The sequence below is a fragment of the Mycobacterium sp. 1165196.3 genome, assembly GCF_001673415.1.
Taxonomy (GTDB): domain Bacteria; phylum Actinomycetota; class Actinomycetes; order Mycobacteriales; family Mycobacteriaceae; genus Mycobacterium; species Mycobacterium europaeum_A.
The window spans coordinates 1-23,990 of the sequence record NZ_LZLU01000213.1 but is presented as its reverse complement, the minus strand read 5'-3'; the positions used below and the strand labels follow the sequence as shown (position 1 = coordinate 23,990).

Annotated in this window: 24 protein-coding genes and 1 pseudogene; 18 read left to right on the top strand and 7 right to left on the bottom strand. The window is 68.1% G+C overall.

Annotated elements, in window-relative coordinates; all coding sequences use genetic code 11:
* A partial coding sequence (locus A5659_RS21835; RefSeq protein WP_066877092.1) for an acyl-CoA dehydrogenase family protein occupies positions 1-1,544 on the bottom strand: 1,544 nt, incomplete at its 3' end.
* 153 nt (positions 1,545-1,697) lie between these two features.
* Here A5659_RS21835 and trxA point away from each other — a divergent pair.
* From trxA to A5659_RS21815, 4 genes are all read left to right on the top strand, one after another.
* Positions 1,698-2,051: a thioredoxin gene (trxA, locus tag A5659_RS21830; protein ID WP_066868658.1), complete on the top strand. Its 354-nt coding sequence runs from the start codon at positions 1,698-1,700 to the stop codon at positions 2,049-2,051.
* 52 nt (positions 2,052-2,103) lie between these two features.
* Positions 2,104-2,913, top strand: a complete 810-nt coding sequence (locus A5659_RS21825) for an enoyl-CoA hydratase (protein WP_067184199.1) — start codon at positions 2,104-2,106, stop codon at positions 2,911-2,913.
* A 26-nt stretch (positions 2,914-2,939) separates the two neighbouring features.
* Complete coding sequence (locus tag A5659_RS21820) at positions 2,940-4,577, top strand: ABC-F family ATP-binding cassette domain-containing protein (protein WP_067184196.1); 1,638 nt, start codon at positions 2,940-2,942, stop codon at positions 4,575-4,577.
* Between the two features lie 88 nt (positions 4,578-4,665).
* The gene (locus A5659_RS21815; RefSeq protein WP_369829395.1) at positions 4,666-4,875 is read left to right on the top strand and encodes a helix-turn-helix domain-containing protein; all 210 of its coding nucleotides are present in this window, start codon (positions 4,666-4,668) and stop codon (positions 4,873-4,875) included.
* Between the two features lie 51 nt (positions 4,876-4,926).
* On the opposite strand, the gene A5659_RS21810 is transcribed toward A5659_RS21815, so the two are convergent.
* Positions 4,927-5,496: a TetR/AcrR family transcriptional regulator gene (locus A5659_RS21810; RefSeq protein ID WP_066881147.1), complete on the bottom strand. Its 570-nt coding sequence runs from the start codon at positions 5,494-5,496 to the stop codon at positions 4,927-4,929.
* 23 nt (positions 5,497-5,519) lie between these two features.
* On the bottom strand, positions 5,520-8,336 hold the full coding sequence (locus tag A5659_RS21805; protein WP_067184189.1) for an aconitate hydratase: 2,817 nt from the start codon (positions 8,334-8,336) through the stop codon (positions 5,520-5,522).
* Positions 8,337-8,585: 249 nt separating this feature from the next.
* Between A5659_RS21805 and A5659_RS21800 the strand changes: the two genes are divergently transcribed.
* The 6 genes from A5659_RS21800 to A5659_RS21775 all read left to right on the top strand — a co-directional run bounded on the left by A5659_RS21800 (position 8,586) and on the right by A5659_RS21775 (position 14,818).
* Complete coding sequence (locus tag A5659_RS21800) at positions 8,586-9,161, top strand: DUF6676 family protein (protein WP_067184186.1); 576 nt, start codon at positions 8,586-8,588, stop codon at positions 9,159-9,161.
* Between the two features lie 238 nt (positions 9,162-9,399).
* Positions 9,400-10,848 carry an NlpC/P60 family peptidoglycan endopeptidase RipA gene (gene ripA, locus A5659_RS21795; RefSeq protein WP_067184181.1) on the top strand — a complete coding sequence of 483 codons (1,449 nt, stop codon included), beginning with the start codon at positions 9,400-9,402 and terminating at the stop codon, positions 10,846-10,848.
* 25 nt (positions 10,849-10,873) lie between these two features.
* Positions 10,874-11,611 carry an NlpC/P60 family peptidoglycan endopeptidase RipB gene (gene ripB, locus A5659_RS21790; protein ID WP_066881141.1) on the top strand — a complete coding sequence of 246 codons (738 nt, stop codon included), beginning with the start codon at positions 10,874-10,876 and terminating at the stop codon, positions 11,609-11,611.
* Between the two features lie 122 nt (positions 11,612-11,733).
* Positions 11,734-12,864, top strand: coding sequence for a MoxR family ATPase (locus A5659_RS21785; RefSeq protein WP_066868640.1), 1,131 nt, complete (start codon positions 11,734-11,736; stop codon positions 12,862-12,864).
* 38 nt (positions 12,865-12,902) lie between these two features.
* Positions 12,903-13,814 (top strand): DUF58 domain-containing protein, encoded by a 912-nt coding sequence (locus tag A5659_RS21780; protein WP_156749064.1) that lies wholly within the window; start codon positions 12,903-12,905, stop codon positions 13,812-13,814.
* On the top strand, positions 13,811-14,818 hold the full coding sequence (locus A5659_RS21775; RefSeq protein ID WP_066868636.1) for a VWA domain-containing protein: 1,008 nt from the start codon (positions 13,811-13,813) through the stop codon (positions 14,816-14,818). Before A5659_RS21780 ends, A5659_RS21775 begins: the two co-directional genes overlap by 4 nt.
* A gap of 57 nt (positions 14,819-14,875) precedes the next feature.
* Here the strand turns inward: A5659_RS21775 and A5659_RS21770 are convergent, their stop codons facing one another.
* Positions 14,876-15,715 carry a type IV toxin-antitoxin system AbiEi family antitoxin gene (locus A5659_RS21770; protein ID WP_067184177.1) on the bottom strand — a complete coding sequence of 280 codons (840 nt, stop codon included), beginning with the start codon at positions 15,713-15,715 and terminating at the stop codon, positions 14,876-14,878.
* Between the two features lie 140 nt (positions 15,716-15,855).
* Between A5659_RS21770 and fabG1 the strand changes: the two genes are divergently transcribed.
* Genes fabG1 through A5659_RS21755 form a run of 3 tightly spaced genes read left to right on the top strand, consistent with a single transcriptional unit; the run spans position 15,856 to position 18,497 of the window.
* Positions 15,856-16,623: a 3-oxoacyl-ACP reductase FabG1 gene (gene fabG1, locus A5659_RS21765; RefSeq protein ID WP_066881139.1), complete on the top strand. Its 768-nt coding sequence runs from the start codon at positions 15,856-15,858 to the stop codon at positions 16,621-16,623.
* Positions 16,624-16,649: 26 nt separating this feature from the next.
* Complete coding sequence (gene inhA, locus A5659_RS21760; protein WP_066868632.1) at positions 16,650-17,459, top strand: NADH-dependent enoyl-ACP reductase InhA; 810 nt, start codon at positions 16,650-16,652, stop codon at positions 17,457-17,459.
* 6 nt (positions 17,460-17,465) lie between these two features.
* Positions 17,466-18,497, top strand: a complete 1,032-nt coding sequence (locus A5659_RS21755; RefSeq protein WP_067184174.1) for a ferrochelatase — start codon at positions 17,466-17,468, stop codon at positions 18,495-18,497.
* A 6-nt stretch (positions 18,498-18,503) separates the two neighbouring features.
* Here A5659_RS21755 and A5659_RS21750 read toward each other — a convergent pair whose 3' ends face one another.
* Complete coding sequence (locus tag A5659_RS21750) at positions 18,504-19,448, bottom strand: hypothetical protein (protein WP_067184171.1); 945 nt, start codon at positions 19,446-19,448, stop codon at positions 18,504-18,506.
* A 57-nt stretch (positions 19,449-19,505) separates the two neighbouring features.
* Between A5659_RS21750 and A5659_RS21745 the strand changes: the two genes are divergently transcribed.
* From A5659_RS21745 to A5659_RS21735, 3 genes are read left to right on the top strand one after another with little or no spacing between them, the layout of a single operon-like run.
* Complete coding sequence (locus A5659_RS21745; protein ID WP_066868626.1) at positions 19,506-19,943, top strand: NfeD family protein; 438 nt, start codon at positions 19,506-19,508, stop codon at positions 19,941-19,943.
* Between the two features lie 44 nt (positions 19,944-19,987).
* A complete protein-coding gene (locus tag A5659_RS21740) occupies positions 19,988-21,124 on the top strand; it encodes an SPFH domain-containing protein (protein WP_066868624.1) in 1,137 nt (378 codons plus the stop codon).
* A 9-nt stretch (positions 21,125-21,133) separates the two neighbouring features.
* On the top strand, positions 21,134-21,490 hold the full coding sequence (locus tag A5659_RS21735) for a DoxX family protein (protein WP_067018952.1): 357 nt from the start codon (positions 21,134-21,136) through the stop codon (positions 21,488-21,490).
* Here A5659_RS21735 and A5659_RS21730 read toward each other — a convergent pair.
* Entirely contained in the window at positions 21,487-21,903 is a 417-nt protein-coding gene (locus A5659_RS21730; protein ID WP_156749306.1) for a nitroreductase family deazaflavin-dependent oxidoreductase, read from the bottom strand. The two genes, A5659_RS21735 and A5659_RS21730, sit on opposite strands and share 4 nt — an antisense overlap.
* Before the next feature lie 194 nt (positions 21,904-22,097).
* Complete coding sequence (locus A5659_RS21725) at positions 22,098-22,490, bottom strand: hypothetical protein (RefSeq protein ID WP_067184164.1); 393 nt, start codon at positions 22,488-22,490, stop codon at positions 22,098-22,100.
* A 122-nt stretch (positions 22,491-22,612) separates the two neighbouring features.
* On the opposite strand from A5659_RS21725, the gene A5659_RS21720 reads away from it, so the two are divergent.
* Both A5659_RS21720 and A5659_RS21715 read left to right on the top strand, forming a co-directional pair.
* Positions 22,613-23,323: a response regulator transcription factor gene (locus tag A5659_RS21720; protein ID WP_066868662.1), complete on the top strand. Its 711-nt coding sequence runs from the start codon at positions 22,613-22,615 to the stop codon at positions 23,321-23,323.
* A pseudogene (locus A5659_RS21715) lies at positions 23,320-23,990 on the top strand (two-component sensor histidine kinase); the annotation flags it as partial. The gene A5659_RS21720 and the pseudogene A5659_RS21715, both read left to right, overlap by 4 nt.

Genomic DNA, 23,990 nt, shown 5'->3' with positions numbered 1-23,990 from the left:
GACATCAGGTAACCCGTCAGCGCGCCGGTCATCGCGGTCACGTCGTCGTACGCGGTCTGCACCAGCTGCGCGACCGGCTTGAGCGCCTCGTCGACGTTGTCGATGGTCGCCGTGATCTGTCCCGTCAGGAACTGCAGCGCCTGGCCCCGGTCGCGCACGATCTTGCGGAAGAAGAAGTCGAGCGCCTGGATGGCGGTGGTGCCCTCGTACAGCGAATCGATCTTGGAATCGCGGATGTACTGCTCGAGCGGATAGTCCTGCAGGAAGCCCGAACCGCCGAGCGTCTGCAGCGATTCGGTCAGCACCTCGTACGCCCGTTCCGAGCTCACCCCTTTGACGATCGGCAGCAGCAGATCGTCGATCCGGTGCGCCATTTCGTGATCGGCACCCGAAACACGTTGGGCCACAGCGTCATCCTGATGGGCGGCGGCATACATGTAGAGCGCGCGCAGGCCCTCCGCGTACGCTTTCTGCGTCATCAGGCTGCGACGCACGTCGGGATGGTGAATGATCGTGACCCGCGGCGCGGTCTTGTCCGACATCTGCGTCATATCCGCACCCTGCACCCGCTCCTTGGCGAAGGCCAGCGCGTTCAGGTAACCCGTGGACAGCGTGCCGGCGGCTTTGACGCCGATCGTCATGCGCGCCTGCTCGATCACGGTGAACATCTGCGCGATACCCCGGTGCACGTCGCCGACCAGATACCCGACCGCGGGCACATCCGTTGCGCCGAAGGTCAATTCGCACGTGGGGGAGGACTTGATGCCCATTTTGTGTTCCACCCCGGTGACGTACACGCCGTTGCGCGGGCCGAGCTCGAAGGTGTCCGGGTCGAACAGGAAGTTGGGCACGTAGAACAGGCTGAGCCCCTTGGTGCCCGGGCCGGCGCCCTCGGGGCGGGCCAGCACCAGATGGAAGATGTTCTCGGCGGTGTCACCCACGTCGCCGCCGGAGATGAACCGCTTGACGCCCTCGATGTGCCAAGTGCCGTCGGGTTGTTCGATGGCCTTGGCGCGCCCGGCGCCGACGTCGGAGCCCGCGTCGGGTTCGGTGAGCACCATGGTGGCCGCCCAGCCCCGCTCCACGCCTTCGGCGGCCCATCGCCGCTGCTGCTCGTTGCCCTCCAGATACAACGCCTGAGACATGAACGGGCCCAGGCAAAAGAAATTCGCCGAAGGGTTGGCGCAGATCAGCATTTCGTTGACCGCCCACGCCAGCGGTGGTGGGGCGGGCATGCCGCCGATCTCCTCGGCCATGCCCAGCCGCCACCAGCCGGCCTCCTTGAGCGCGGCCACCGTCTTGACCAACTCGTCGGACACGGTGATTTTGTGCTCGGCCGGGTCGAACACGGGCGGATTGCGGTCGGCGAACGCGAAGGATTCGGCCACCGGGCCTTCGGCGAGGCGGGCGGCTTCGGCCAAGATCGTTTTGACCGTGTCCTCGTCGAGATCGCTGTAGCCGCCGGTGCCCAGGACGGCGCCGACATCGAGAACTTCGAACAGGTTGAATTCGATATCGCGGACGTTAGCGATGTAGTGGCCCAACGCGATTCCCTCACTGGTCCTCGAGGCGGCGGATCGTCAGGCACAGTCTGTCGGACGCGGGAAAACGTACGCAACCGTAACCAGCGGCGGTCCGCGGGCGGCACGCTGCCGCGCGCCGGGAACATCGCGTCGGCCCCGGGCGTTACGGCAAATGTGACAACACTTGATCTCACCGCTGAGAAGTTCAACGAAACCATCGAGGGCAACGACATCGTGCTCGTCGACTTCTGGGCGTCCTGGTGTGGTCCGTGCCGCCAGTTCGGTCCCACTTTCCAGGCGTCCTCGGAGAAGCACCCCGACATCGTGCACGCCAAGGTCGACACCGAGGCCGAACAACAGCTGGCGGCGGCCGCCCAGATCCGCTCCATCCCCACGCTGATGGCCTTCAAGAAGGGCAAACTGCTGTTCAACCAGCCCGGCGCGCTGCCGCCGGCCGCCCTGGAGGACCTGGTCGCGCAGGTCCGCGCGTTCGACGTCGACGCCGCCGAGGCCGGGCAGGGCGAATAACCCCGCCGCGCTGCGCGCAGAAGCACGGTCGGCCACGCGCTAGGTTGCATGGGTGAGTTTGGTACTGGTAGACCACCCGCGGCCCGGCGTCGCGCTGATAACCCTGAACCGGCCCGAGCGGATGAACTCGATGGCGTTCGACGTCATGGTGCCGCTCAAGGAGGCCCTGGAAAAGGTCACCTACGAAAATTCGGTGCGCGTGGTCGTGCTGACCGGCGCCGGTCGGGGCTTTTCCTCCGGCGCCGATCACAAGTCCGCGGGCTCGGTGCCCCACGTCGGGGGCCTGACCCGCCCCACCTATGCGCTGCGCTCCATGGAGATCCTCGACGAGGTCATCCTGGCGCTGCGCCGGCTGCACCAGCCGGTGATCGCCGCGGTCAACGGCCCCGCTATCGGCGGTGGGCTGTGCCTGGCGCTGGCCGCCGACATCCGGGTGGCCTCGACGAGCGCCTATTTCCGCGCCGCCGGCATCAACAACGGCCTGACCGCCAGTGAGCTGGGCCTGTCCTACCTGCTGCCGCGGGCCATTGGCTCGTCGCGCGCGTTCGAGATCATGCTGACCGGCCGCGACATCACCGCCGAGGAGGCCGAGCGCATCGGGCTGGTGTCCAACCAGGTGCCCGACGAGCAGCTGCTGGACACCTGCTACGCCATCGCCGCGCGGATAGCAGCCTTCTCCCGCCCGGGGATCGAGTTGACCAAGCGCACGCTGTGGAGTGGACTGGACGCCGGTAGCCTGGAAGGGCACATGCAAGCCGAAGGCTTGGGACAGCTATTCGTCCGCCTGCTCACCGCCAACTTCGAAGAAGCGGTTGCCGCGCGCGCAGAACGACGACCAGCGGTGTTCACCGACGACAAATAGGCGTCTTTTCCACAAGGAGAGCGATCGTGATCACGGCCACGGACCTCGAGGTCCGCGCTGGTGCGCGCATCCTGCTCTCACCGGACGGTCCCGACCTGCGCGTGCAGCCCGGCGACCGCATCGGGCTGGTGGGCCGCAACGGCGCCGGCAAGACCACCACCCTGCGCATCCTGGCGGGGGAGACCGAACCCTATGCCGGCGCGATCAACCGGGTCGGTGAAATCGGTTATCTGCCACAGGATCCCAAAGAGGGTGACCTCGACGTGCTGGCCCGCGACCGGGTCCTGTCGGCCCGCGGGCTCGACGTGTTGCTGACCGACCTGGAAAAGCAGCAGGCGCTGATGGCCGAGGTCGCCGACGACGACGCCCGCGACCGCGCGATCCGCCGCTACGGCCAGCTCGAGGAGCGTTTCGTCGCGCTGGGCGGCTACGGCGCGGAAAGCGAAGCCAGCCGCATCTGCGCGAGTCTCGGCCTGCCGGAACGGGTGCTGACGCAGCAGCTGCGCACCCTGTCCGGCGGACAGCGCCGCCGGGTGGAACTGGCCCGCATCCTGTTCGCCGCGTCCGAGGGCGGCGCGGGGATGTCGGGTTCGTCGACCACGCTGCTCCTCGACGAGCCGACCAACCACCTGGACGCGGATTCCATCGGCTGGCTGCGCGACTTCCTGCGCGCGCACACCGGCGGGCTGGTGATCATCAGCCACAACGTTGACTTGCTCGCCGACGTCGTCAACCGGGTCTGGTTCCTGGACGCGGTGCGCGGCGAGGTCGACGTGTACAACATGGGCTGGCAGAAGTACCTGGACGCGCGGGCCACCGTCGAGCAGCGCCGCCGCCGGGAGCGCGCGAACGCCGAACGCAAGGCCACCGCGCTGCGCTCGCAGGCCGCCAAGCTCGGCGCCAAAGCCACCAAAGCCGTTGCCGCACAGAACATGTTGCGTCGCGCCGACCGGATGATGGCCGCGCTCGACGACGAGCGGGTGGCCGACAAGGTGGCCCGCATCAAGTTTCCGAACCCGGCGCTGTGCGGGCGCACACCGCTGGTGGCCACCGGGCTGAGCAAGTCCTACGGGTCGCTGGAGGTGTTCACCGGCGTCGATCTGGCGATCGACCGCGGCTCGCGGGTGGTGGTGCTGGGCCTCAACGGCGCCGGCAAGACCACCCTGCTGCGGATCCTGGCCGGCACCGAGGCCCCCGATACCGGAGGCCTCGAGCCCGGCCACGGGCTGCGGATCGGCTACTTCGCCCAGGAGCACGACACCCTCGACAACGATGCGACCGTGTGGGAGAACATCCGGCACGCCGCACCGGATTCCGGCGAGCAGGATCTGCGCGGCCTGCTGGGAGCGTTCATGTTCAGCGGCCCCCAGCTCGACCAGCCGGCGGGCACGCTGTCCGGCGGTGAGAAGACCCGGCTCGCACTGGCCGGTTTGGTGGCTTCCACCGCCAATGTGCTGTTGCTCGACGAACCGACGAACAACCTCGATCCGGCCTCGCGCGAACAGGTGCTCGACGCGCTGCGCAGCTATCAGGGGGCGGTGGTCTTGGTAACGCATGACCCGGGCGCCGCCGAGGCCCTCGAGCCGCAGCGCGTCGTGTTGTTGCCCGACGGCACCGAGGACTTCTGGTCTGACGAATACTCCGATCTCATCGAGCTCGCCTGAGTTGACGGTTTTTGGCGAAAGCCGCCCGCGGCCGACAGTGGCTTCCTACTCTGGGTGCTTGCCATCGTGTCCCGGCGTCGGAGGAGCCATGAAGAGAACAGTGCAAAGGTCGGCCACGGCACGCGACCAGTTGCTCGACGAGCTGCGCCACGCCTACGAGGGTGGCGCCAGTATCCGCAGCCTGGTCGTCACGACCGGTAGGTCGTATGGGTCGATCCATAGCCTGCTGCGGGAGTCGGGCACCACGATGCGCAGCCGCGGCGGCCCCAACCGGACCGCCAAAACCGCGCGGGCGTAGCGTCACTGCGAAATCCCGTCCCCTTGTTCGCAGTGGCGTTACGATCGCTTCTCAAGAATCGTTGCGGCGCACCGAGTTTTCCACTAAATCGAGGACCGCGGATAGCCGCTGCGGATCCTCGCCGGATGCCGACCGGGCCACCAGGCCGTCGAGCACCAATTCCAGATAGCACTGCAGCACGTCGCCGGGCACGTCGTCGCGGACCCGGTGTGCCTCCATCTGCCGGCGCAGTCGATCGGTGGTGGCCGCCCGCAGCTCGGCGGAACGCTCCGCCCAGCCCTGGCTGAACGCGGGATCGTTGCGCAGTTTGCGCGCGATCTCCAATCTGGTTGCCAGCCAATCGAATTCGTCGGGCGTGGCCAGCATGTCGCGCATCACCTGGATGAGTCCCGCGCGCGAAGCCACGTCGGCCATCCGCTCGGCGTCCTCGTGGGCCAGCGCGAAGAACAGCGCGTCCTTGTCCCGGAAGTGGTGGAAGATCGCACCGCGCGACATCCCGATCGCCTTCTCCAGCCGGCGCACGGTGGCCTGCTCGTAACCGTATTCGGCGAAGCAGCGGCGGGCGCCGTCGAGGATCTGGCGGCGGCGAGCCGCCAGATGGTCCTCGCTGACCTTTGGCATCAGGTGATCTGATCGGGTTGGGGTTAACCCGACTTGAGCATGTTGCGCAGCACGTACTGCAGGATGCCGCCGTTACGGTAGTAGTCGGCCTCTCCGGGGGTGTCGATGCGCACCACCGCGTCGAATTCGATTGCGTTTTTGCCGTCCTTGCTTGCCTTGACGTGCACGGTCTTCGGCGTCTTGCCGTCGTTGAGCTCCTCGATGCCGGTGATGTCGAACACCTCGGTGCCGTCGAGACCCAGATCCGCGGCGGACTTGCCGTCGGGGAACTGCAACGGGATGACGCCCATGCCGATCAGGTTGGAGCGGTGAATCCGCTCAAACGACTCGGCGATCACCGCGCGAACGCCCAGCAGCCGGGTTCCCTTGGCGGCCCAGTCGCGCGACGAGCCCGACCCGTATTCCTTGCCGCCCAGCACCACCAGCGGAATGTCTTGTGCCGCATAGTTTTGCGCCGCGTCGTAGATGAACGCCTGGGGTCCGCCGTCCTGGGTGAAGTCGCGGGTATAGCCGCCGGACACGTCGTCGAGCAGCAGGTTGCGCAACCTGATGTTGGCGAAGGTGCCGCGGATCATCACCTCGTGGTTGCCGCGCCGCGAGCCGAAGGAGTTGTAGTCCTTGCGCTCCACGCCGTGCTCGTCGAGGTATTGCGCCGCCGGGGTGCCCGGCTTGATGCTGCTGGCGGGGGAGATGTGGTCGGTGGTCACCGAGTCGCCCAGCAGCGCCAGCACCCGGGCGCCGGTGATGTCGGTAACCGGCTCGGGCTCGGCCGGCATGCCCTCGAAGTACGGGGGCTTGCGCACATAGGTCGAATCCGCGTTCCACTCAAAGGTGTTGCCGCTCGGGGTCGGCAGGTTGCGCCAGCGCTCGTCGCCCTTGAACACGTCGGCGTAGTTCTTGGTGAACATCTCCTGGTTGATCGCCGACGCGATGGTGTCGGAAACGTCCTTCTGCGACGGCCAAATGTCTTTCAGGAAGACGTCATTGCCCTCCTTGTCCTGGCCCAGCGGCTGCTCGTCGAAGTCGAAGTCCATGGTGCCGGCCAGCGCGTAGGCCACCACCAGCGGCGGCGACGCCAGGTAGTTCATCTTGACGTCGGGGTTGATGCGGCCCTCGAAGTTCCGGTTCCCCGAGAGCACCGCGGTCACCGATAGGTCGTTGTCGTTGATGGCCTTCGAGATTTCCTCGGGCAGCGGACCGGAGTTGCCGATGCAGGTGGTGCACCCGTAACCGACCAGGTAGAACCCGAGCTTCTCCAGGTACGGCCACAGGCCGGCCTTGTCGTAGTAGTCGTTGACCACCTGCGAGCCGGGCGCCATGGTGGTCTTCACCCACGGCTTGGACGCCAGTCCCTTCTCAACGGCATTGCGCGCCAACAGCGCCGCGCCCAGCATCACCTCGGGGTTAGAGGTGTTGGTGCACGACGTGATCGCCGCGATCACCACCGCGCCGTGGTCGAGCACGAACTCGCCGCGCTCTTCGGAGCGCACCTGCACCGGATTGCTCGGCCGGCCCTTGGCGTGCGCGGCGGCCGACTGCACGACGGGCCGGTCATCCGCGTGGCCGTTCGAGACCGCGCCCGGGTCGCTGGCCGGGAAGGTCTCCTCGACCGACTCGTCCAGTTTCGAATAGCCCTGCTGGCCATCGTCGTTGCCGTCGACGTAGCTGAGGATCTGCTCGCGGAACGTGGACTTGGCTTCCGACAACTGGATTCGGTCCTGCGGGCGCTTGGGCCCGGCGATCGACGGCACCACCGTGGAGAGGTCGAGCTCGAGGTACTCGGAGAACACCGGCTCATGGTCGGGGTCGTGCCACATGCCCTGTTCTTTGGCGTACGCCTCCACCAGCGCCAGCTGCTCGTCGGTGCGACCGGTGAACTTCAGGTAGGAGATGGTCTCCTCGTCGATCGGGAAAATCGCTGCGGTGGAACCGAATTCGGGGCTCATGTTGCCCAGCGTGGCGCGGTTGGCCAGCGGCACCTCCGACACGCCCTTGCCGTAGAACTCGACGAACTTGCCGACGACGCCGTGCTTGCGCAGCATCTCGGTGACGGTCAGCACGACGTCGGTGGCGGTGACGCCCGCCTGGATCTCACCGGTCAGCTTGAAGCCGACCACTCGCGGGATCAGCATCGACACCGGCTGACCCAGCATCGCGGCCTCGGCCTCGATACCGCCGACGCCCCAGCCCAGCACGCCCAGGCCGTTGACCATCGTGGTGTGCGAGTCGGTGCCCACACACGTGTCGGGGTAGGCCACGCCGTCGCGCGACATCACCACGCTGGCCAGGTACTCGATGTTGACCTGGTGCACGATGCCGGTGCCCGGGGGCACCACCTTGAAGTCTTGGAACGCTCCCTGGCCCCAGCGCAGGAACTGGTAGCGCTCGCCGTTGCGCTCGTACTCGATCTCGACGTTGCGCTCGAACGCGTCGGCGGTGCCGAACAGGTCGGCGATCACGGAGTGGTCGATCACCAGGTCGGCGGGGGCGAGCGGGTTGACCTTGTCCGGATTGCCGCCGAGGTCGCCGATGGCCTCGCGCATGGTGGCCAGGTCGACGATGCACGGCACCCCGGTGAAGTCCTGCATCACCACGCGGGCGGGCGTGTACTGGATCTCAATGCTGGGTTCCGCCTTGGGATCCCAGTTCGCGATGGCCTCGATGTGGTCCTTGGTGATGTTGCTGCCGTCCTCGTTGCGCAGCAGGTTTTCGGCCAGCACCTTGAGGCTGTAGGGCAGTTTCTCGGTGTTGGGGACGGCGTCGAGACGATAGATCTGGTAACTCTGGTCGCCGACTTGCAGCGTGTCGCGGGCTCCGAACGAATTCACAGAATCAGTCACTTCAACTCCCAGAGTCTTTAGTTCTCCCACCGCGACGGGCCGTGTCGGCGGTGCCGTGCCAACTTTAACAGTACGCTTGTCCTGCATTACGAGGGCACTCCTGACTTCAGTCTTGTCGCCGCGGCGGCCCGTTTAAACCCCGTGTGCGCACCAATCCGTGCCGGGATAGGACGCGGGCGACCGCCATCGGCGCGGCGCGCGAACCGATATCGCGTACGGTGCCTCTAGCACTACCGCAGGAGGGACTTCATGACCGGTCAAGATTCGTTCGTCGGCCCGCTGCCGCAAACGGTTCCGTTCCTGCCCGCCTACATTCCGGTGGACGTCGACATGAACGTGGTCAAGTCCCAGGTCGCCGCCACGGGAGTCAGTGCCCCGCCCGCGGCGATGCCCGGACTGCTCGACGTGGTCAACCAGGCGCACGCCGAGGGCATCAACCTCAAGATCGTGCTGCTCGACCACAACCCCCCGAACGACACCCCATTGCGCGACATCTCGACGGTGGTGGGCGCGGACTATCACGATGCGACGGTCCTGACCCTTAGCCCGAGCTACGTCGGGAGCTACAGCACCCAGTTCGCGCGCGTGACGCTCGAGGCCGGCGAGGACAACGCGAAGACCGGCAATCCGGTGGTCTCCGCGCAGCATTTCCTGCACGAGCTCGACACGCCCGAGTTCCCCTGGACCGGCCTGACGATCTTCCTGTTGATCGCGGTCCTCGCGGCCGCCGTCGGCACCCGGTTGCTGCAGGTGCGCGGTAAGCGCGCAGCAACCTCGGGCGACGCCGGGGCAACCCCCGCCGCCGACGCCAATACCACCGTTTAACTTCCGGTCTTCGTTTTCCCCGGTTCCTTCGGCGAGCCGCGGCGTGTCCTGCGGCAAACCAGTCAGGTCACCATTCGGTCACATTAAACGCACGTAGAGAGTGCGATTTCGGTGGAGCGTTTGCACGCCCATCGGTGTGACGTACGGTGCAAATGATGCTGGTGTTGTCTTTGGCGCCTTTCGGGGAACCTGTGGCTGGCGCCGCCCGTCGTGTTGAGCCGTAGGAGACCTGAGTCGAATGAGACGCACACGCTGGGGGTCTTCTGCGCGACCGGCCTTAAGGCTGGTGCGCCCCGTCGTTCCCTCCGTTTTGAGCCTCGCCCTGCTGATCGCCACGCCGGGCCTCGCGGAGGCCGACCCCACCGCCGACAACCTCGCCGCCCTCATCGCCAACGTCGCCAAGGCCAACCAGCGGCTGCAGAACCTGAGCGCCGAAATCCAGACCGAACAGGAAAGCGTCAACAAGGCCCTCGTCGACGTGGAGACCGCGCGGGACAACGCGGCCACCGCCCAGCACGACCTCGAGGCCAGCCAGCAGGCGGTCAAAGACGCCAACATCGCCATCGCCGGCGCGCAGCGCCGCTTCGACACCTTCGCCGCGGCCACCTATATGAACGGCCCGTCGAACAGCTACCTGACGGCGAGCAGCCCCGACGACATCATCGCCACCGAGGCCGCCGCCAAGAACCTCACCACCAGCTCGCAGACCGTGATGGCCAAGCTGCAGCAGGCCCGCACCGAGCAGGTGAACAAGGAGTCGGCGGCGCGGCTGGCCAAGCAGAACGCCGACAAGGCCGCCGCCGACGCCAAGTCCAGCCAGGACGCCGCCGTGGCGGCGCTGACCAACTCCAAGCAGAAGTTCGACCAGCAACGCGAGGACATCATTCGCCTTGCGGCCGAACGGGATCAGGCTCAGGTCAAGCTGGAGGCGGCCAAGCGTGAGGCGGCGCGGCAGTGGTCCGCCGGGGCGGGCGGGCCCGGCCCGGCGGCGTCGGGTGACCGGTGGGAGACCGGGTCACCGGGCGCGCCGGCGCCGTCGGCCGGGGGCCGTCGGTGGGACGGCGCCTGGGACCCGACCCTGCCGATGATCCCGAGCGCCAACGTCCCCGGCGACCCGATCGCGGTGATCAACCAGGTGCTCGGCATCTCGGCCACCTCGACTCAGGTGACCGCCGGGCTGGGCCGCAACTTCTTGCAGCAGATGGGCATCCTCAAGCCCGACGACACCGGCATCACCAACGCCGCGCCCGGTGGGGTCGGCGCACGCATCCCGCGCGTCTACGGCCGGCAGGCCACCGAATACGTGATCCGGCGCGGCATGTCGCAGATCGGCGTGCCGTACTCCTGGGGTGGCGGCAACGCGGCCGGCCCGAGCAAGGGCATCGACTCCGGGGCCGGCATCACCGGCTTCGACTGTTCGGGTCTGGTGCTGTACTCGTTCGCGGGGGTGGGCATCAAGCTGCCGCACTACTCGGGCTCGCAGTACAACCTGGGTCGCAAGATCCCGTCCTCCCAGATGCGCCGCGGCGACGTCATCTTCTACGGCCCGGGCGGCAGCCAGCACGTCACGATCTACCTGGGCGACGGCCAGATGCTCGAGGCCCCCGACATCGGGTTGAAGGTCCGCGTCGCCCCGGTGCGCACCAGCGGCATGACGCCCTACGTGGTCCGGTACATCGAGTGGTGATCGAGTGAGCACTGAACGGACAGCCATGCGCCGCAACCGATTTCGTTTCATCAACCTCGCCTGGATCACCGCTGTGGTGTCCGGGCTGATGTTGTCTGTGGCCGCCCCGGCTCCGCTTGCCGTCGCCGACCCTGGCCAGTGGGACCCCACGTTGCCGGCCCAGATCAGCGCCGGCGCCCCGGGCGATCCGCTGGCCGTCGCCAACGCGTCGCTGCAGGCCACCGCGCAGGCCACCCAGACCACGATGGACCTGGGCAAGCAATTTCTCGGCGGGCTCGGGATCAACATCCTGGGCGATCCCGCACCGGCTGCCGCCGCCACGCCCTCCAACCCCGGCGGCAAGATCCCGCGGGTCTACGGCCGGCAGGCCATCGAGTACGTGATCAAGCGGATGGGCTCGCAGATGGGCGTGCCCTACTCGTGGGGCGGCGGCTCGCTGGACGGCCCCAGCAAGGGCGTCGGCGACGGCGCCAACATCACCGGCTTCGACTGCTCGGGCCTGATGCGCTACGGCTTCGCCGGGGTCGGCGTGCTGATCCCGCGGTTCTCCGGTGACCAATACAACGCCGGGCGCCACATCCCGCCGGATCAGGCCAGGCGCGGCGACCTGATCTTCTACGGCCCGGGCGGCAGCCAGCACGTCACCATGTACCTGGGCAATGGCCAGATGCTGGAGGCGTCGGGCAGCGCCGCCAAGGTTACGGTCAGCCCGGTTCGAAAGCCCGGCATGACACCGTTCCTGACTAGGATCATCGAGTACTGATCAGCGGTGCCGGCGACCCATCAGCTGGGCGAGCGTCGACGGAATCCGGCGGTGCTGGAATAGTTGGACGCGGGCACGTCGCTGCCCGGCAGTCGTGTCCGATGGAACGTGGAGGGTTCTTCATGACAGCAGCAGGTGGGCCGCCGCCAGGCGCCAGCGGTTACTCGGGCCCGGGCGGGCAATCCGGCCCGGCTCACGAAGCGCCGACCGGCGGCGGTAACGGACTGGCCGCCGAGGTGCAGACCCTGGAACGTGCCATCTTCGAGGTCAAACGCATCATTGTCGGCCAGGACCAGCTGGTGGAGCGCATGCTGGTCGGCCTGTTGTCCAAGGGGCACGTGCTGCTCGAGGGTGTGCCCGGCGTGGCCAAGACGCTGGCCGTCGAGACCTTCGCCAAGGTGGTCGGCGGGACGTTCGCGCGCATCCAGTTCACGCCGGACCTGGTGCCCACCGACATCATCGGTACTCGCATCTACCGCCAGGGCAAGGAGGAGTTCGACACCGAGCTCGGCCCGGTGGTGGTCAACTTCCTGCTCGCCGACGAGATCAACCGTGCGCCGGCCAAGGTGCAGTCGGCGCTGCTAGAGGTCATGCAGGAACGCCACGTGTCGATCGGCGGCAAGACCTTCGCGCTGCCCAACCCGTTCCTGGTGATGGCGACGCAGAACCCGATCGAGCACGAGGGCGTCTACCCGCTGCCCGAAGCCCAGCGCGACCGCTTCCTGTTCAAGATCAACGTCGGCTACCCCTCGCCGGAGGAGGAGCGGGAGATCATCTACCGGATGGGCGTGCGCCCGCCGGAGCCCAAGCAGATCCTCAACACCGGCGACCTGTTGCGGCTGCAGGACATCGCGGCCAACGTCTTCGTCCACCACGCCCTGGTGGACTACGTGGTGCGCGTCGTGACGGCCACCCGCCACCCCGAACAGCTCGGCATGAACGACGTCAAGACGTGGATCTCGTTCGGGGCGTCGCCGCGCGCGTCGCTGGGCATCATCGCCGCGTCCCGATCGCTGGCCCTGGTCCGCGGCCGCGACTACGTGATCCCGCAAGACGTCGTCGACGTCATTCCCGACGTGCTGCGCCACCGGCTGGTGCTCACCTATGACGCGCTCGCCGACGAGATCTCGCCGGAGATCGTCATCAACCGGGTGCTGCAGACGGTGGCCCTACCTCAGGTGAATGCCGTTCCGCAGCAAGGTCATTCGGTGCCCCCGGTGATGCAACCCGCCGGCGCGGCCAGCGGTCGGTGACCGATCCCAACAGGCGGGCGGTGGTGCATCCGCCGTCGATGCAGCGGGGTCAGATCGATGACCCGAAGCTGTCGGCGGCGCTGCGCACCCTCGAGCTCACCGTCAAACGCAAGCTCGACGGTGTGCTGCACGGTGATCACCTCGGCCTGATCCCGGGGCCGGGCTCGGAGCCGGGGGAGTCGCGCGAGTATCAGCCCGGCGACGACGTCCGCCGGATGGACTGGGCCGTCACCGCGCGCACGACGCACCCGCACGTGCGGCAGATGATCGCCGACCGGGAGCTGGAAACCTGGCTGGTGGTCGACATGTCGGCCAGCCTGGACTTCGGGACCGTGGGCTGCGAGAAGCGCGACCTCGCAGTGGCGGCGGCCGCCGCGATCACCTTCCTCAACAGCGGGGGCGGCAACCGGCTGGGCGCGATCGTCTCCACCGGCGCCAAGATCACCCGGGTGCCGGCCCGCTCCGGACGTCAGCACGAGCAGACGCTGTTGCGCACCATCGCCACCACGCCGCGCGCGCCCGTCGGGGTGCGCGGCGATCTGGCGACCGCGATCGACGCCCTGCGCCGGCCGGAACGCCGCCGCGGCATGGCGGTGATCATCAGCGACTTCCTCGGGCCGATCAACTGGATGCGCCCGCTGCGGGCGGTCGCCGCCCGCCATGAGGTGCTGGCCATCGAGGTGCTCGACCCGCGTGACGTCGAGCTGCCCGACATCGGCGACGTGGTGCTGCAGGACGCCGAGTCCGGCGTCACCCGCGAGTTCACCATCGACGCGCAGCTGCGTGACGATTTCGCCAAGGCCGCCGCGGCGCACCGCGCCGATGTGGCGCGCACGATCCGCAGCTGCGGGGCCCCGATTCTGACGCTGCGCACCGACCGTGACTGGATCGCCGACATCGTGCGGTTCGTCGAATCCCGCCGGCGCGGTGCATTGGCAGGGCGGCAGTGACACTGCCGCTACTGGGCCCGATGTCGTTGTCGGGCTTCGAACATTCGTGGTTCTTTCTGTTCCTGCTGGTCGTCTTCGGGCTGGCCGCGCTCTACATCCTGATGCAGCTGGCGCGCCAGCGGCGCATGCTGCGGTTCGCCAACATGGAGCTGCTGGAAAGCGTTGCGCCCAAACGGCCTTCGACGTGGCGCCACGTTCCGGCGATCCTGCTGGTGGCCTCGCTGGTGCTGTTCACCATCGCAATGGCCGGCCCCACCAACGACGTTCGGATTCCCCGCAACCGCGCGGTGGTGATGCTGGTCATCGACGTCTCGCAGTCCATGCGCGCCACCGATGTCGCGCCCAACCGGATGGCGGCCGCGCAGGAGGCCGCCAAGCAGTTCGCCGACGAGCTGACGCCGGGCATCAACCTCGGGCTGATCGCCTATGCGGGGACCGCCACGGTGCTGGTCTCGCCGACGACCAACCGGGAATCCACCAAGGCGGCGCTGGACAAGCTGCAGTTCGCCGACCGCACCGCCACCGGCGAGGGCATCTTCACCGCGCTGCAGGCCATCGCGACGGTCGGCGCGGTGATCGGCGGCGGCGACAAACCGCCCCCGGCGCGCATCGTGTTGTTCTCCGACGGCAAGGAGACGATGCCGACCAACCCGGACAATCCGAAGGGCGCCTTCACCGCGGCGCGCACGGCCAAGGACCAGGGCGTGCCGATCTCGACCATCTCCTTCGGCACCCCGTACGGGTTCGTCGAGATCAACGACCAGCGCCAGCCGGTGCCCGTCGACGACGAGACGCTGAAGAAGGTGGCCCAGCTCTCGGGCGGAAATGCCTACAGCGCTGCGTCATTGCAGGAACTGAAATCGGTCTACGCGACGCTGCAGCAGCAGATCGGCTACGAGACGATCAAGGGCGACGCCAGCGTGGGCTGGGTGCGGTTGGGCGCGCTGGTGCTGGCGCTCGCGGCGCTGGCGGCGTTGCTGATCAACCGGCGCTTGCCGACCTAGCGTCTGTGCGCGGGCGTAACGCCATGGCGAAATTTCGCTCGATTCTTCGCCCTGGCGTTACATGCGGCGGGCCCGGGCTGCGCGCACCCGGCGGATGATGTCGTCGGGATGATCCTCGGCGATCACCCGGATCACGATCCAGCCGTAACGTTCGATCGTCTCCAGCCGGCGGATGTCCTTGACGTACTGGTAGCGACTCGTTCGATGCTGGTCGCCGTCGTACTCCACGGCTACCTTGATGTCCTCCCAACCCATATCCAAATAGGCCTCGGCCCAACCCCATTCGTTGCGGACACAAATCTGCGTCTGGGGAGCGGGAAAGCCCGCCGCAATCAATAGGAGACGCAGCCAGGTCTCCTTCGGGGATTGCGCCCCACCGTCGACGAGTTCGAGGGCGGCGCGAGCGGCCTTCATGCCGGGGCGGCCACGGTAGCGATCCACGAGCAGTTCGACGTCAGCCATCTTCAGCTCGGTCGCCTGCACGAGTGCATCGACCGCGGCGATCGCGATGCCTCGCGGATGGCGGCGGGCCAAGTCGAGCGCGGTGCGGGCGGGCGTGGTGATTCGCATCTGCTCAACGACGGTGATCTCGTCGGCCTCGATCCGCTCTTCCCAGGCTTGCACTCCGCAGCTGCGACGGCGATTGGTATCGATGATCTCGGCAGGCCGCGACGGGTCGATCCACCGAGCGCCATGCAAGGCGGCCGCGGAGAAACCCGCCAGGATGCCGCGCCGCCGCGACCGCAACCAGCATGCCTTGGCGCGCAGCGTCGGTGTCACCTCGGCATCCCTCGACACGTAAACGTCGCGGTATAGCGCGACATACCGGCTGCGCAGCTGGTGGCGAGACAGCAGGCCCTCGCCGAGGGCTTCGCTGCCCAGGAAGGGGTCCGTCATGGCGAAAGTGTGCTCACTCACACCGACAGCCCCACGCGGACGTAACGCCATGGCGAAATTTCGCTCGATTCTTCGCCCTGGCGTTACGGGCGTGGCCAGCCGGTTTCCAAGCTTGTAAGCCGAGGCGATAAGTTGGCCGGGTGACTGACGCAGCCACCGAAAACACCTCCAAGGCCGCCACCAACGGCGGCAAACCGGCATTCGTATCCCGTTCAGTCCTGGTCACCGGCGGAAACCGGGGGATCGGACTGGCGATCGCGCAGCGGCTCGCCGCCGACGGCCACAAGGTGGCCGTCACGCACCGCGGATCCGGGGCGCCCGAGGGGTTGTTCGGCGTCGTGTGCGACGTCACCGACAACGAAGCGGTCGACCGCGCCTTCAAAGAGGTCGAGGAGCACCAGGGCCCGGTCGAGGTGCTGGTGTCCAACGCCGGCATATCCAAGGACGCGTTCCTGATCCGGATGACCGAGGAGCGGTTCGAGGAGGTCATCAACGCCAACCTCACCGGGGCCTTCCGGGTAGCCCAGCGCGCCTCACGCAGCATGCAGCGCAAGCGTTTCGGCCGGATCATCTTCATCGGGTCGGTGTCGGGCAGCTGGGGCATCGGCAACCAGGCGAACTACGCGGCCGCCAAGGCCGGCCTGATCGGCATGGCCCGCTCGATCTCGCGGGAGCTGTCCAAGGCCAACGTGACCGCGAATGTGGTGGCGCCGGGCTACATCGACACCGAGATGACCCGCGCCCTCGACGAGCGGATCCAGGAGGGCGCGCTGGACTTCATCCCGGCCAAGCGGGTTGGCACCGCCGAGGAGGTCGCCGGCGCGGTCAGCTTCCTGGCGTCCGAGGACGCCAGCTACATCGCCGGCGCGGTCATCCCCGTGGACGGCGGCATGGGCATGGGCCACTGACTTCAACCACGACATTAAGGACGGACATGGCAGGACTGCTCGACGGCAAACGGATTCTGATCTCGGGAATCATCACCGATTCGTCGATTGCGTTTCACATCGCCAAGGCGGCCCAGGAGGCCGGGGCGCAGTTGGTGCTGACCGGGTTCGACCGGTTGCGCCTGATCCAGCGCATCGCCGACCGGCTGCCGGAGAAGGCGCCGCTGATCGAACTCGACGTGCAGAACCAGGAGCACTTGGACTCGCTCGCCGAGCGGGTGACCGCCGAGATCGGTGAGGGCAACAAGCTCGACGGGGTGGTGCACTCGATCGGTTTCATGCCGCAGACCGGGATGGGCATCAACCCGTTCTTCGACGCGCCGTACGAAGATGTCTCGAAAGGCATTCACATCTCGGCGTATTCGTACGCCTCGCTGGCCAAGGCGACGTTGCCGATCATGAATCCCGGCGGCTCGATCGTGGGTATGGACTTCGACCCCAGCCGGGCGATGCCGGCGTACAACTGGATGACGGTGGCCAAGAGCGCGCTGGAATCGGTCAACCGATTCGTGGCGCGCGAGGCGGGTAAGTTCGGTGTTCGCTCGAATCTCGTTGCCGCGGGCCCGATCCGGACGCTGGCCATGAGCGCGATCGTCGGCGGGGCGCTCGGCGAGGAGGCTGGCGCACAGATGCAGCTGCTCGAAGAGGGCTGGGACCAGCGCGCCCCCATCGGCTGGAACATGAAGGACCCGACCCCGGTCGCCAAGACGGTGTGCGCGCTGCTCTCGGACTGGCTGCCGGCGACGACGGGAACCATCATCTACGCCGACGGCGGCGCAAGCACCCAATTGCTGTAGACGGTAATGGAATTCGACGCCGTCCTGCTGCTGTCCTTCGGTGGGCCGGAAGGTCCCGAGCAGGTTCGGCCGTTCCTGGAGAACGTCACCCGGGGCCGCAACGTGCCGCCGGAACGACTCGACGACGTCGCCGAGCACTACCTGCATTTCGGCGGCGTCTCGCCGATCAACAACATCAATCGCGCGCTGGTCGCCCAACTGGAAGCCGAGCTGCACGACCGCGGCCTGTTCCTGCCGGTCTATTTCGGCAACCGCAACTGGGAGCCCTACGTCGAGGACACCGTCGCGACCATGCGCGACAATGGAATTCGTCGGGCCGTGGTGTTCACCACCTCGGCGTGGAGCGGCTACTCCAGCTGCACGCAATACGTCGAGGACATCGCCCGCGCGCGCGAGGCGGCCGGGCCGGATGCGCCCGAATTGGTCAAGCTGCGGCCCTATTTCGACCACCCGCGGTTCGTGCGGATCTTCGCCGACACCATCGGCGCGGCGTCGGGTGCGCTGACCCCCGAGCAACAGGCCGGCGCTCGACTGGTGTTCACCGCGCATTCCATCCCGGTGGCCGCCGATGACCGCCTGGGCCCGCGGCTGTACAGCCGCCAAGTCGCCTATGCCGCAAGCCTTGTGGCGGCCGCCGCCGGGTATTCCGACTACGACCTGGCGTGGCAGTCACGGTCGGGACCGCCCCAGGTGCCATGGCTGGAGCCCGACGTCGCCGACCACCTGGCCACCCTGGCGCAGGCCGGGGCCCAGGCCGTCATCATCTGCCCGATCGGGTTCGTGGCCGACCACATCGAGGTGGTGTGGGATCTCGACAACGAGTTGGCAGCTCAGGCCGAGGCGGCGGGCGTGGCGCTGGTGCGGGCGTCGACGCCCAACGCCCACCCGCGTTTCGCGCGGATGGCCGCGGATCTGATCGACGAATTGCGGTACGGCCGGGCGCCCGAGAGGGTGACCGGGCCCGACCCGGTCCCCGGTTGCCTCGCCAGCGTCAACGGCGCGCCCTGCCGCCCACCGCATTGCGCGGCCGGCCGCTAGAAACGGTTAATCGCCCCAGGCCGAATGCAGGATCGCGGTCACGGCCGCCATCCGCGCCGAACGCACCACCGCGGTGAGCGGTCGCAGCGCGTCGCTGGCGATGCGGGCCTCCGAAGAGGATTGCGTGCCTAAGGGTTCCAGGCCCGCGGCGACGGGCGCGGTGAACCGGTCCGGTGAATCGGATCGGCTCAGGCCCGCGCTGACCGCGATGATGGCGTCGACGTGGGCGGCGTTCTCCAGCACCCGCAGCGCGCGCGTCGGCGCGTGGTCGGGAATGCGGTGTTGCCGTGCGGATTCCAAGAGTTGCTCGACGAGGCCGCGCGGGTCGTCGACGTCGGACGCCGCGGCCCCCAGCCCGATGGCGCCCAGCGCGTCCGCGGCCGAGCGCACCGCCGACCGCAGCGTGTACTCGGCGTCGCCGAGCTCGTAATGGTCCAGCACCGGCGCGCCGGGCAGCGAGTACACGGTCCACGTCAGCGCGCACAATTCGGCCAGCCGCGTCTCATAGTCCTCGGGCACGTCCTCGTCGTCCTCATAAGAGAACTCGGGCACCAGGCCGACCGCGGTGGCGGGATTGCGGGGATTGGCGATGATGACCGCCTCGCCGGCCGCCAGCGCGTCCCGCTCGAACTGCGTTCCGGGGGCCAGCCCGCGCACGTCGCCCGGCACCGGCAAAACCACGTTGATCGATCCGCGCATCAACCCGGCGCCGTCGGACGCCGGCGTCGGCCGGCCGATCGCGGCCCGCAATGTCTGCAGCAACGTGACCGTTCCGGCGTCGTGCACATCGGGCCAGGGCAGCCCGGTGTGACCCGCGGCGACCGCATCATACGCGGTCACCGATTGCTTTGGCGCCCAAACGGATAACGCGTCCAGGACGTCGTCGGGCGCGGCCTTTCCGGCGAGCCACGCATTGGCCCACAGGGACAGCGAAACACTGGGACACCACACGAGAACGCAGTGTAGTTGTTTTGCCCGGCAAAGGCGGATCACGCGTATTCTTGCCGCATGCACGCCGCGGTGCTTTGGCTAATATTCGCGCTGGTGCTGGCCGGTGCGGAGGCGCTCACCGGCCATTTGTTTTTGGTGATGCTCGGTGGCGGCGCGCTGGCCGCGGCGCTAACCAGTTGGGTGACCGACTTTCCGGTCTGGGCGAACGGCGCGGTGTTCCTGGTGGTCTCGGTATTGCTGCTGGTGGTGGTTCGGCCGCCGCTGAAGCGGCGGCTGACGCCGGCCGGGGCGCCGCGGTTGGGAATCGAGGCGCTGCAGGGCAAAACCGCGCTGGTGCTCGAGCGGGTCGCGCGCGACGAGGGTCAGGTCAAGCTCGACGGCCAAGTGTGGTCCGCGCGCCCGCTCGACGACGCCGACGTCTACGAACCCGGTGAGCCGGTCACCGTCATGCAGATCGACGGCGCGACGGCGGTGGTCTTCAGGAGCAGTCTGTAGCGGCGAGACGACGCTGCCGACGACTGGTAGAGAGAGGAAGTCCGATGCAAGGTGCAGTGGCTGGATTGGTGCTGCTGGCCGTCCTGGTGATCTTTGCGATCGTCGTGGTGGCCAAGTCGGTGGCGCTGATACCCCAGGCGGAAGCCGCGGTGATCGAACGGCTGGGCCGATACAGCCGCACGGTCAGCGGGCAACTGACGTTGCTGGTGCCGTTCATCGATCGCGTCCGCGCCCGGGTGGATCTGCGCGAGCGGGTGGTGTCGTTCCCGCCGCAGCCGGTGATCACCGAGGACAACCTGACGCTGAACATCGACACCGTGGTCTACTTTCAGGTCACCGTTCCCCAGGCGGCCGTCTACGAGATCAGCAACTACATCGTCGGCGTCGAACAGCTCACCACCACCACGCTGCGCAACGTGGTCGGCGGCATGACGCTGGAACAGACGCTGACGTCGCGCGACCAGATCAACGGGCAGCTGCGCGGCGTGCTCGACGAGGCGACCAACCGCTGGGGTCTGCGGGTCGCGCGGGTCGAATTGCGCAGCATCGACCCGCCGCCATCGATTCAGGCGTCGATGGAAAAGCAGATGAAGGCCGACCGCGAGAAGCGCGCGATGATCCTGACCGCCGAAGGCACCCGGCAAGCGGCGATCATGCAGGCTGAGGGACAAAAGGCTGCGCAAATCCTTGCCGCCGAGGGCGCCAAGCAGGCCGCGATCCTGACTGCGGAAGCCGACCGCCAGTCGCGGGTACTGCGCGCGCAGGGTGAGCGAGCGGCCGCCTACCTGAGGGCCCAGGGGCAGGCCAAGGCCATTGAGAAGACGTTCGCCGCGATCAAGGCCGGCCGTCCCACTCCGGAAATGTTGGCCTACCAGTACTTGCAGACGCTGCCCGAAATGGCGCGCGGCGACGCGAACAAGGTGTGGGTGGTGCCCAGCGATTTCAGCGCCGCGTTGCAAGGGTTCACGCGGCTGCTTGGCTCGCCGGGCGAGGACGGCGTATTCCGGTTCGAGCCTTCTCCGGTTGACGATGCTCCCAGGCATGCCACTGACGGCGACGACGCGGAGGTCGCGGACTGGTTCTCCGCCGAAACCGATCCCTCGGTCGCTCAAGCCGTGGCCAAGGCCGAGGCAATCGCCAGCAAGCCCGCGGATGGCTCGCCTGGGGAGCTGACTCCCTAGGATTGCGGCATGAGTGCGTTGACTTCCCCGAAGACCTATGCGGCGCTGGGCGCCTTCCACGCCGTCGACGCGGTACTGTGCGGCGTCCAGGTGGCCCCGATCAAGAAGGTGCTCGATGACGTGGGCCTGCCGGAGAACGTCCGGCCCGTGTTGCCCGCGGTGAAGGCGGCCGCCGCCGTCGGATTGCTCTCGGTCAACCGTTTTCCCACCCTGGCGCGGCTGACGACGGCGATGCTGACGTTGTACTTCGTGTTGGCGGTGGGCGCGCACGTCCGGGTGCGCGACAAGGTCGTCAACGGTGTTCCGGCCGCGCTGTTTTTGGCGTTGGTCGCCGCGATGACGATCAAGGGGCCCGACCAGAGCTAATCGAGGCGCAACTCGACCAGCGGCAGCGGGGTGTCTGTGTCGGTGATCGGCACGCCGAGCGTGTGCTCGAGCACCGGGCGCATCCGCTCCCACGCCTTGGGATGGCGGGATCGGTAGGCGGCCAAGGTGTTATCGGCCTCGGGTGTGGTCATCACCCGCGCCGTAGCGGTCCGGGGCGGGTGGCTGCCGGCGTAGACCCGCACCCGGGGGTTGGCTTCAATGTTGCGGAACCACTGGGCTTTTCGGCCGAAGCCCGACGCGACCACGTAGGTGTCGGGCGACGAGTGGTCGACGACCTCCAACGCCGCATAGCGCGGCATGCCCGACTTGCGGCCGATGTGTTCGAGCAGCACGATGCGTGAGCCGAACAGCGCGCCCGCGCGGGCCTTGTAGATCCAGATCGGCGCGCGCATGAGGCGGCGCGACCGCAGCAGCCGCCCGGCCAGAGCGGCGACACCGGTGGGAAACCGGCGGGCTCCGCTGTTGTCCGATGTCATGCGGCTCTCCCGGATCGTCGAGCTGGGTTCACTCGAGACGCTACCGGGCCGACGCCGCCGGTCGCCGTCACGAAGGCATCGTGACGGCGACCGAAGCGAGTCATTGTTGGTCAGGGATGCGGCGCGGCGGACGGTGTCGGCGCGGCCGGCGTCGGGAAGCCCTCGCCCGGGGGTGGTGGCCAGAAGCCTCGCGGGGGTACCGGCGGGCCGGGCGGCGGAACAAAGCCGAAACCACCCGGCCCGGGTCCACCCATCGGGGGAGGCGGCGGCCCGTGGAACGGCGCCGCCAGCATCGGCGGCGGCCCGAGCGGCGGCGGGGGTGGTCCGACGCTGACTATCCAGGCGAACGCGATCGCCGCGACGGTGCCGACCGCGCCGAGCAGCGCCCCCGCCACCCCGGCGCCGATCACCACGCCGGTGGGGTAGCGGCGTCGCTCTACTGCCGGCTCGGCGACCGGCGGCGGTGCGGGTGCATTGGTGTTGATGTCGTCGTTCGTGGTCATGCCACGGACGTTAAGAGCCGGGGCTGAAATGGATCTGAAGAATTCGGCCGCCCGATGAACGGCTCGTCACAGTGGGCAGCGCCCTTCAGGTTCGTTTCAGCACCGGCACCGACAATGGAGGAATGACGGATTGCCTGCGCGCGGCCGGCCGGTTCAGCTTCGGCACGCCGCGGGTGCTGGTCGTCGAGGACTCCGAGACCATCCGGGAGATGGTCAGCGAGGCGCTGACCGAGGTGGGCTATCACACCGATGCCCGCCGCGACGGTGACGGCCTGGAAGAGGTTCTCGACGGAATGCGGCCCGACCTGGTGGTGCTCGACGTGATGCTGCCGGGACGCGACGGGTTCGAACTGATCGACGTGATTCGGGAATGGGGTGACGTCGGGATCGTCTTGATCACGGCCCGCGACGGGCTGCCGGATCGGCTACGCGGACTCGACGGCGGCGCCGACGACTACGTCATCAAGCCGTTCGAGCTGGCCGAGCTGGTGTCGCGGGTCGGCGCGGTGCTACGCCGGCGCGGACGGCTGTCCCAGGTGATTCAGGTGGGCGACGTCACGCTGGACCTCGGTGCCGGTGTGGCGGCGCGCGGCGGCCACCCGCTGGATCTGACGGCAACCGAGTTGCGGGTGCTGTCTTTCCTGGTGGAGCAGCGCGGCCGGATCGTCAGCGCAGGCCAGATTCTGAACGGGGTGTGGGGCTACGACGCCTACGACCCCAACCTGGTGCAGGTCCATGTCAGCGGGCTGCGGCGCAAGCTGGAGGCGCACGGGCCGCGGATCCTGCATACCGTGCGCGGCATCGGCTACCGCCTGCGGGCCGAGCGGTCATGACGGCCGCCTCGAGGACACCGACGCCGTCGCTGCAACGTCGGGTGACGCTGGTGGTGCTCGCGCTGCTGGCGGGCCTGCTGGTGGTGCTCGGCGTCACCATCGACTTCACCATGGGCGTTCTGGCACAGCGCAATCTGCACGACCGGCTGCTGGCCGCGACATCGCGCGCCGACGCGTTGAGCGCCGCGCGCACCTCACCGGATCTGCTTGCCGCCGAACTCAACGGCGGCGGGATCCGGGCGCTCGTCGTCACGGCCAACGGCAGCTCCTACGGTGACCGCGGGATCAGCCCGGAGCTCAGTGACGGCGAGGTCGAACCACCCCCGCTGTATCCGCCGCCGCCGGCCTATCCACCGCCGTATCCGCCACCTCCGCCGTATCCGCCACCGCCGTATGCACTTCCACCGCCGCCCGGCCCGCCGCCGGATGCCACCGCGACGGCCGTCGTGCACCCGCTGCCCGACGGGAGCCGGGTGATCCTGGTCGCCGACACCACGCAGACCACCCAGGTCGCGCATCAGCTGCGCGCCCTGATGATCGGGGCGGGCTTGGCGACCCTGCTGCTTGCGGCGCTGTTACTGGTTGCGGTCAGCCGGGCGGCGCTGCGCCCGCTGGACCGGCTCACCGCGCTGGCCAACGCCATCACCACCGGGGACCGCGGCCGCCG

Coding starts and splice junctions, on each gene's coding strand:
- A5659_RS21815 (WP_369829395.1), top strand. CDS start 4,666: ATGAAGAGAACAGTGCAAAGGTCGGCCACGGCACGCGACCAGTTGCTC.
- A5659_RS21810 (WP_066881147.1), bottom strand. CDS start 5,496: ATGCCAAAGGTCAGCGAGGACCATCTGGCGGCTCGCCGCCGCCAGATC.
- A5659_RS21800 (WP_067184186.1), top strand. CDS start 8,586: ATGACCGGTCAAGATTCGTTCGTCGGCCCGCTGCCGCAAACGGTTCCG.
- ripA (WP_067184181.1), top strand. CDS start 9,400: ATGAGACGCACACGCTGGGGGTCTTCTGCGCGACCGGCCTTAAGGCTG.
- ripB (WP_066881141.1), top strand. CDS start 10,874: ATGCGCCGCAACCGATTTCGTTTCATCAACCTCGCCTGGATCACCGCT.
- A5659_RS21785 (WP_066868640.1), top strand. CDS start 11,734: ATGACAGCAGCAGGTGGGCCGCCGCCAGGCGCCAGCGGTTACTCGGGC.
- A5659_RS21780 (WP_156749064.1), top strand. CDS start 12,903: ATGCAGCGGGGTCAGATCGATGACCCGAAGCTGTCGGCGGCGCTGCGC.
- A5659_RS21770 (WP_067184177.1), bottom strand. CDS start 15,715: ATGACGGACCCCTTCCTGGGCAGCGAAGCCCTCGGCGAGGGCCTGCTG.
- inhA (WP_066868632.1), top strand. CDS start 16,650: ATGGCAGGACTGCTCGACGGCAAACGGATTCTGATCTCGGGAATCATC.
- A5659_RS21755 (WP_067184174.1), top strand. CDS start 17,466: ATGGAATTCGACGCCGTCCTGCTGCTGTCCTTCGGTGGGCCGGAAGGT.
- A5659_RS21745 (WP_066868626.1), top strand. CDS start 19,506: ATGCACGCCGCGGTGCTTTGGCTAATATTCGCGCTGGTGCTGGCCGGT.
- A5659_RS21740 (WP_066868624.1), top strand. CDS start 19,988: ATGCAAGGTGCAGTGGCTGGATTGGTGCTGCTGGCCGTCCTGGTGATC.
- A5659_RS21735 (WP_067018952.1), top strand. CDS start 21,134: ATGAGTGCGTTGACTTCCCCGAAGACCTATGCGGCGCTGGGCGCCTTC.
- A5659_RS21730 (WP_156749306.1), bottom strand. CDS start 21,903: ATGCGCGCGCCGATCTGGATCTACAAGGCCCGCGCGGGCGCGCTGTTC.
- A5659_RS21725 (WP_067184164.1), bottom strand. CDS start 22,490: ATGACCACGAACGACGACATCAACACCAATGCACCCGCACCGCCGCCG.
- A5659_RS21720 (WP_066868662.1), top strand. CDS start 22,613: ATGACGGATTGCCTGCGCGCGGCCGGCCGGTTCAGCTTCGGCACGCCG.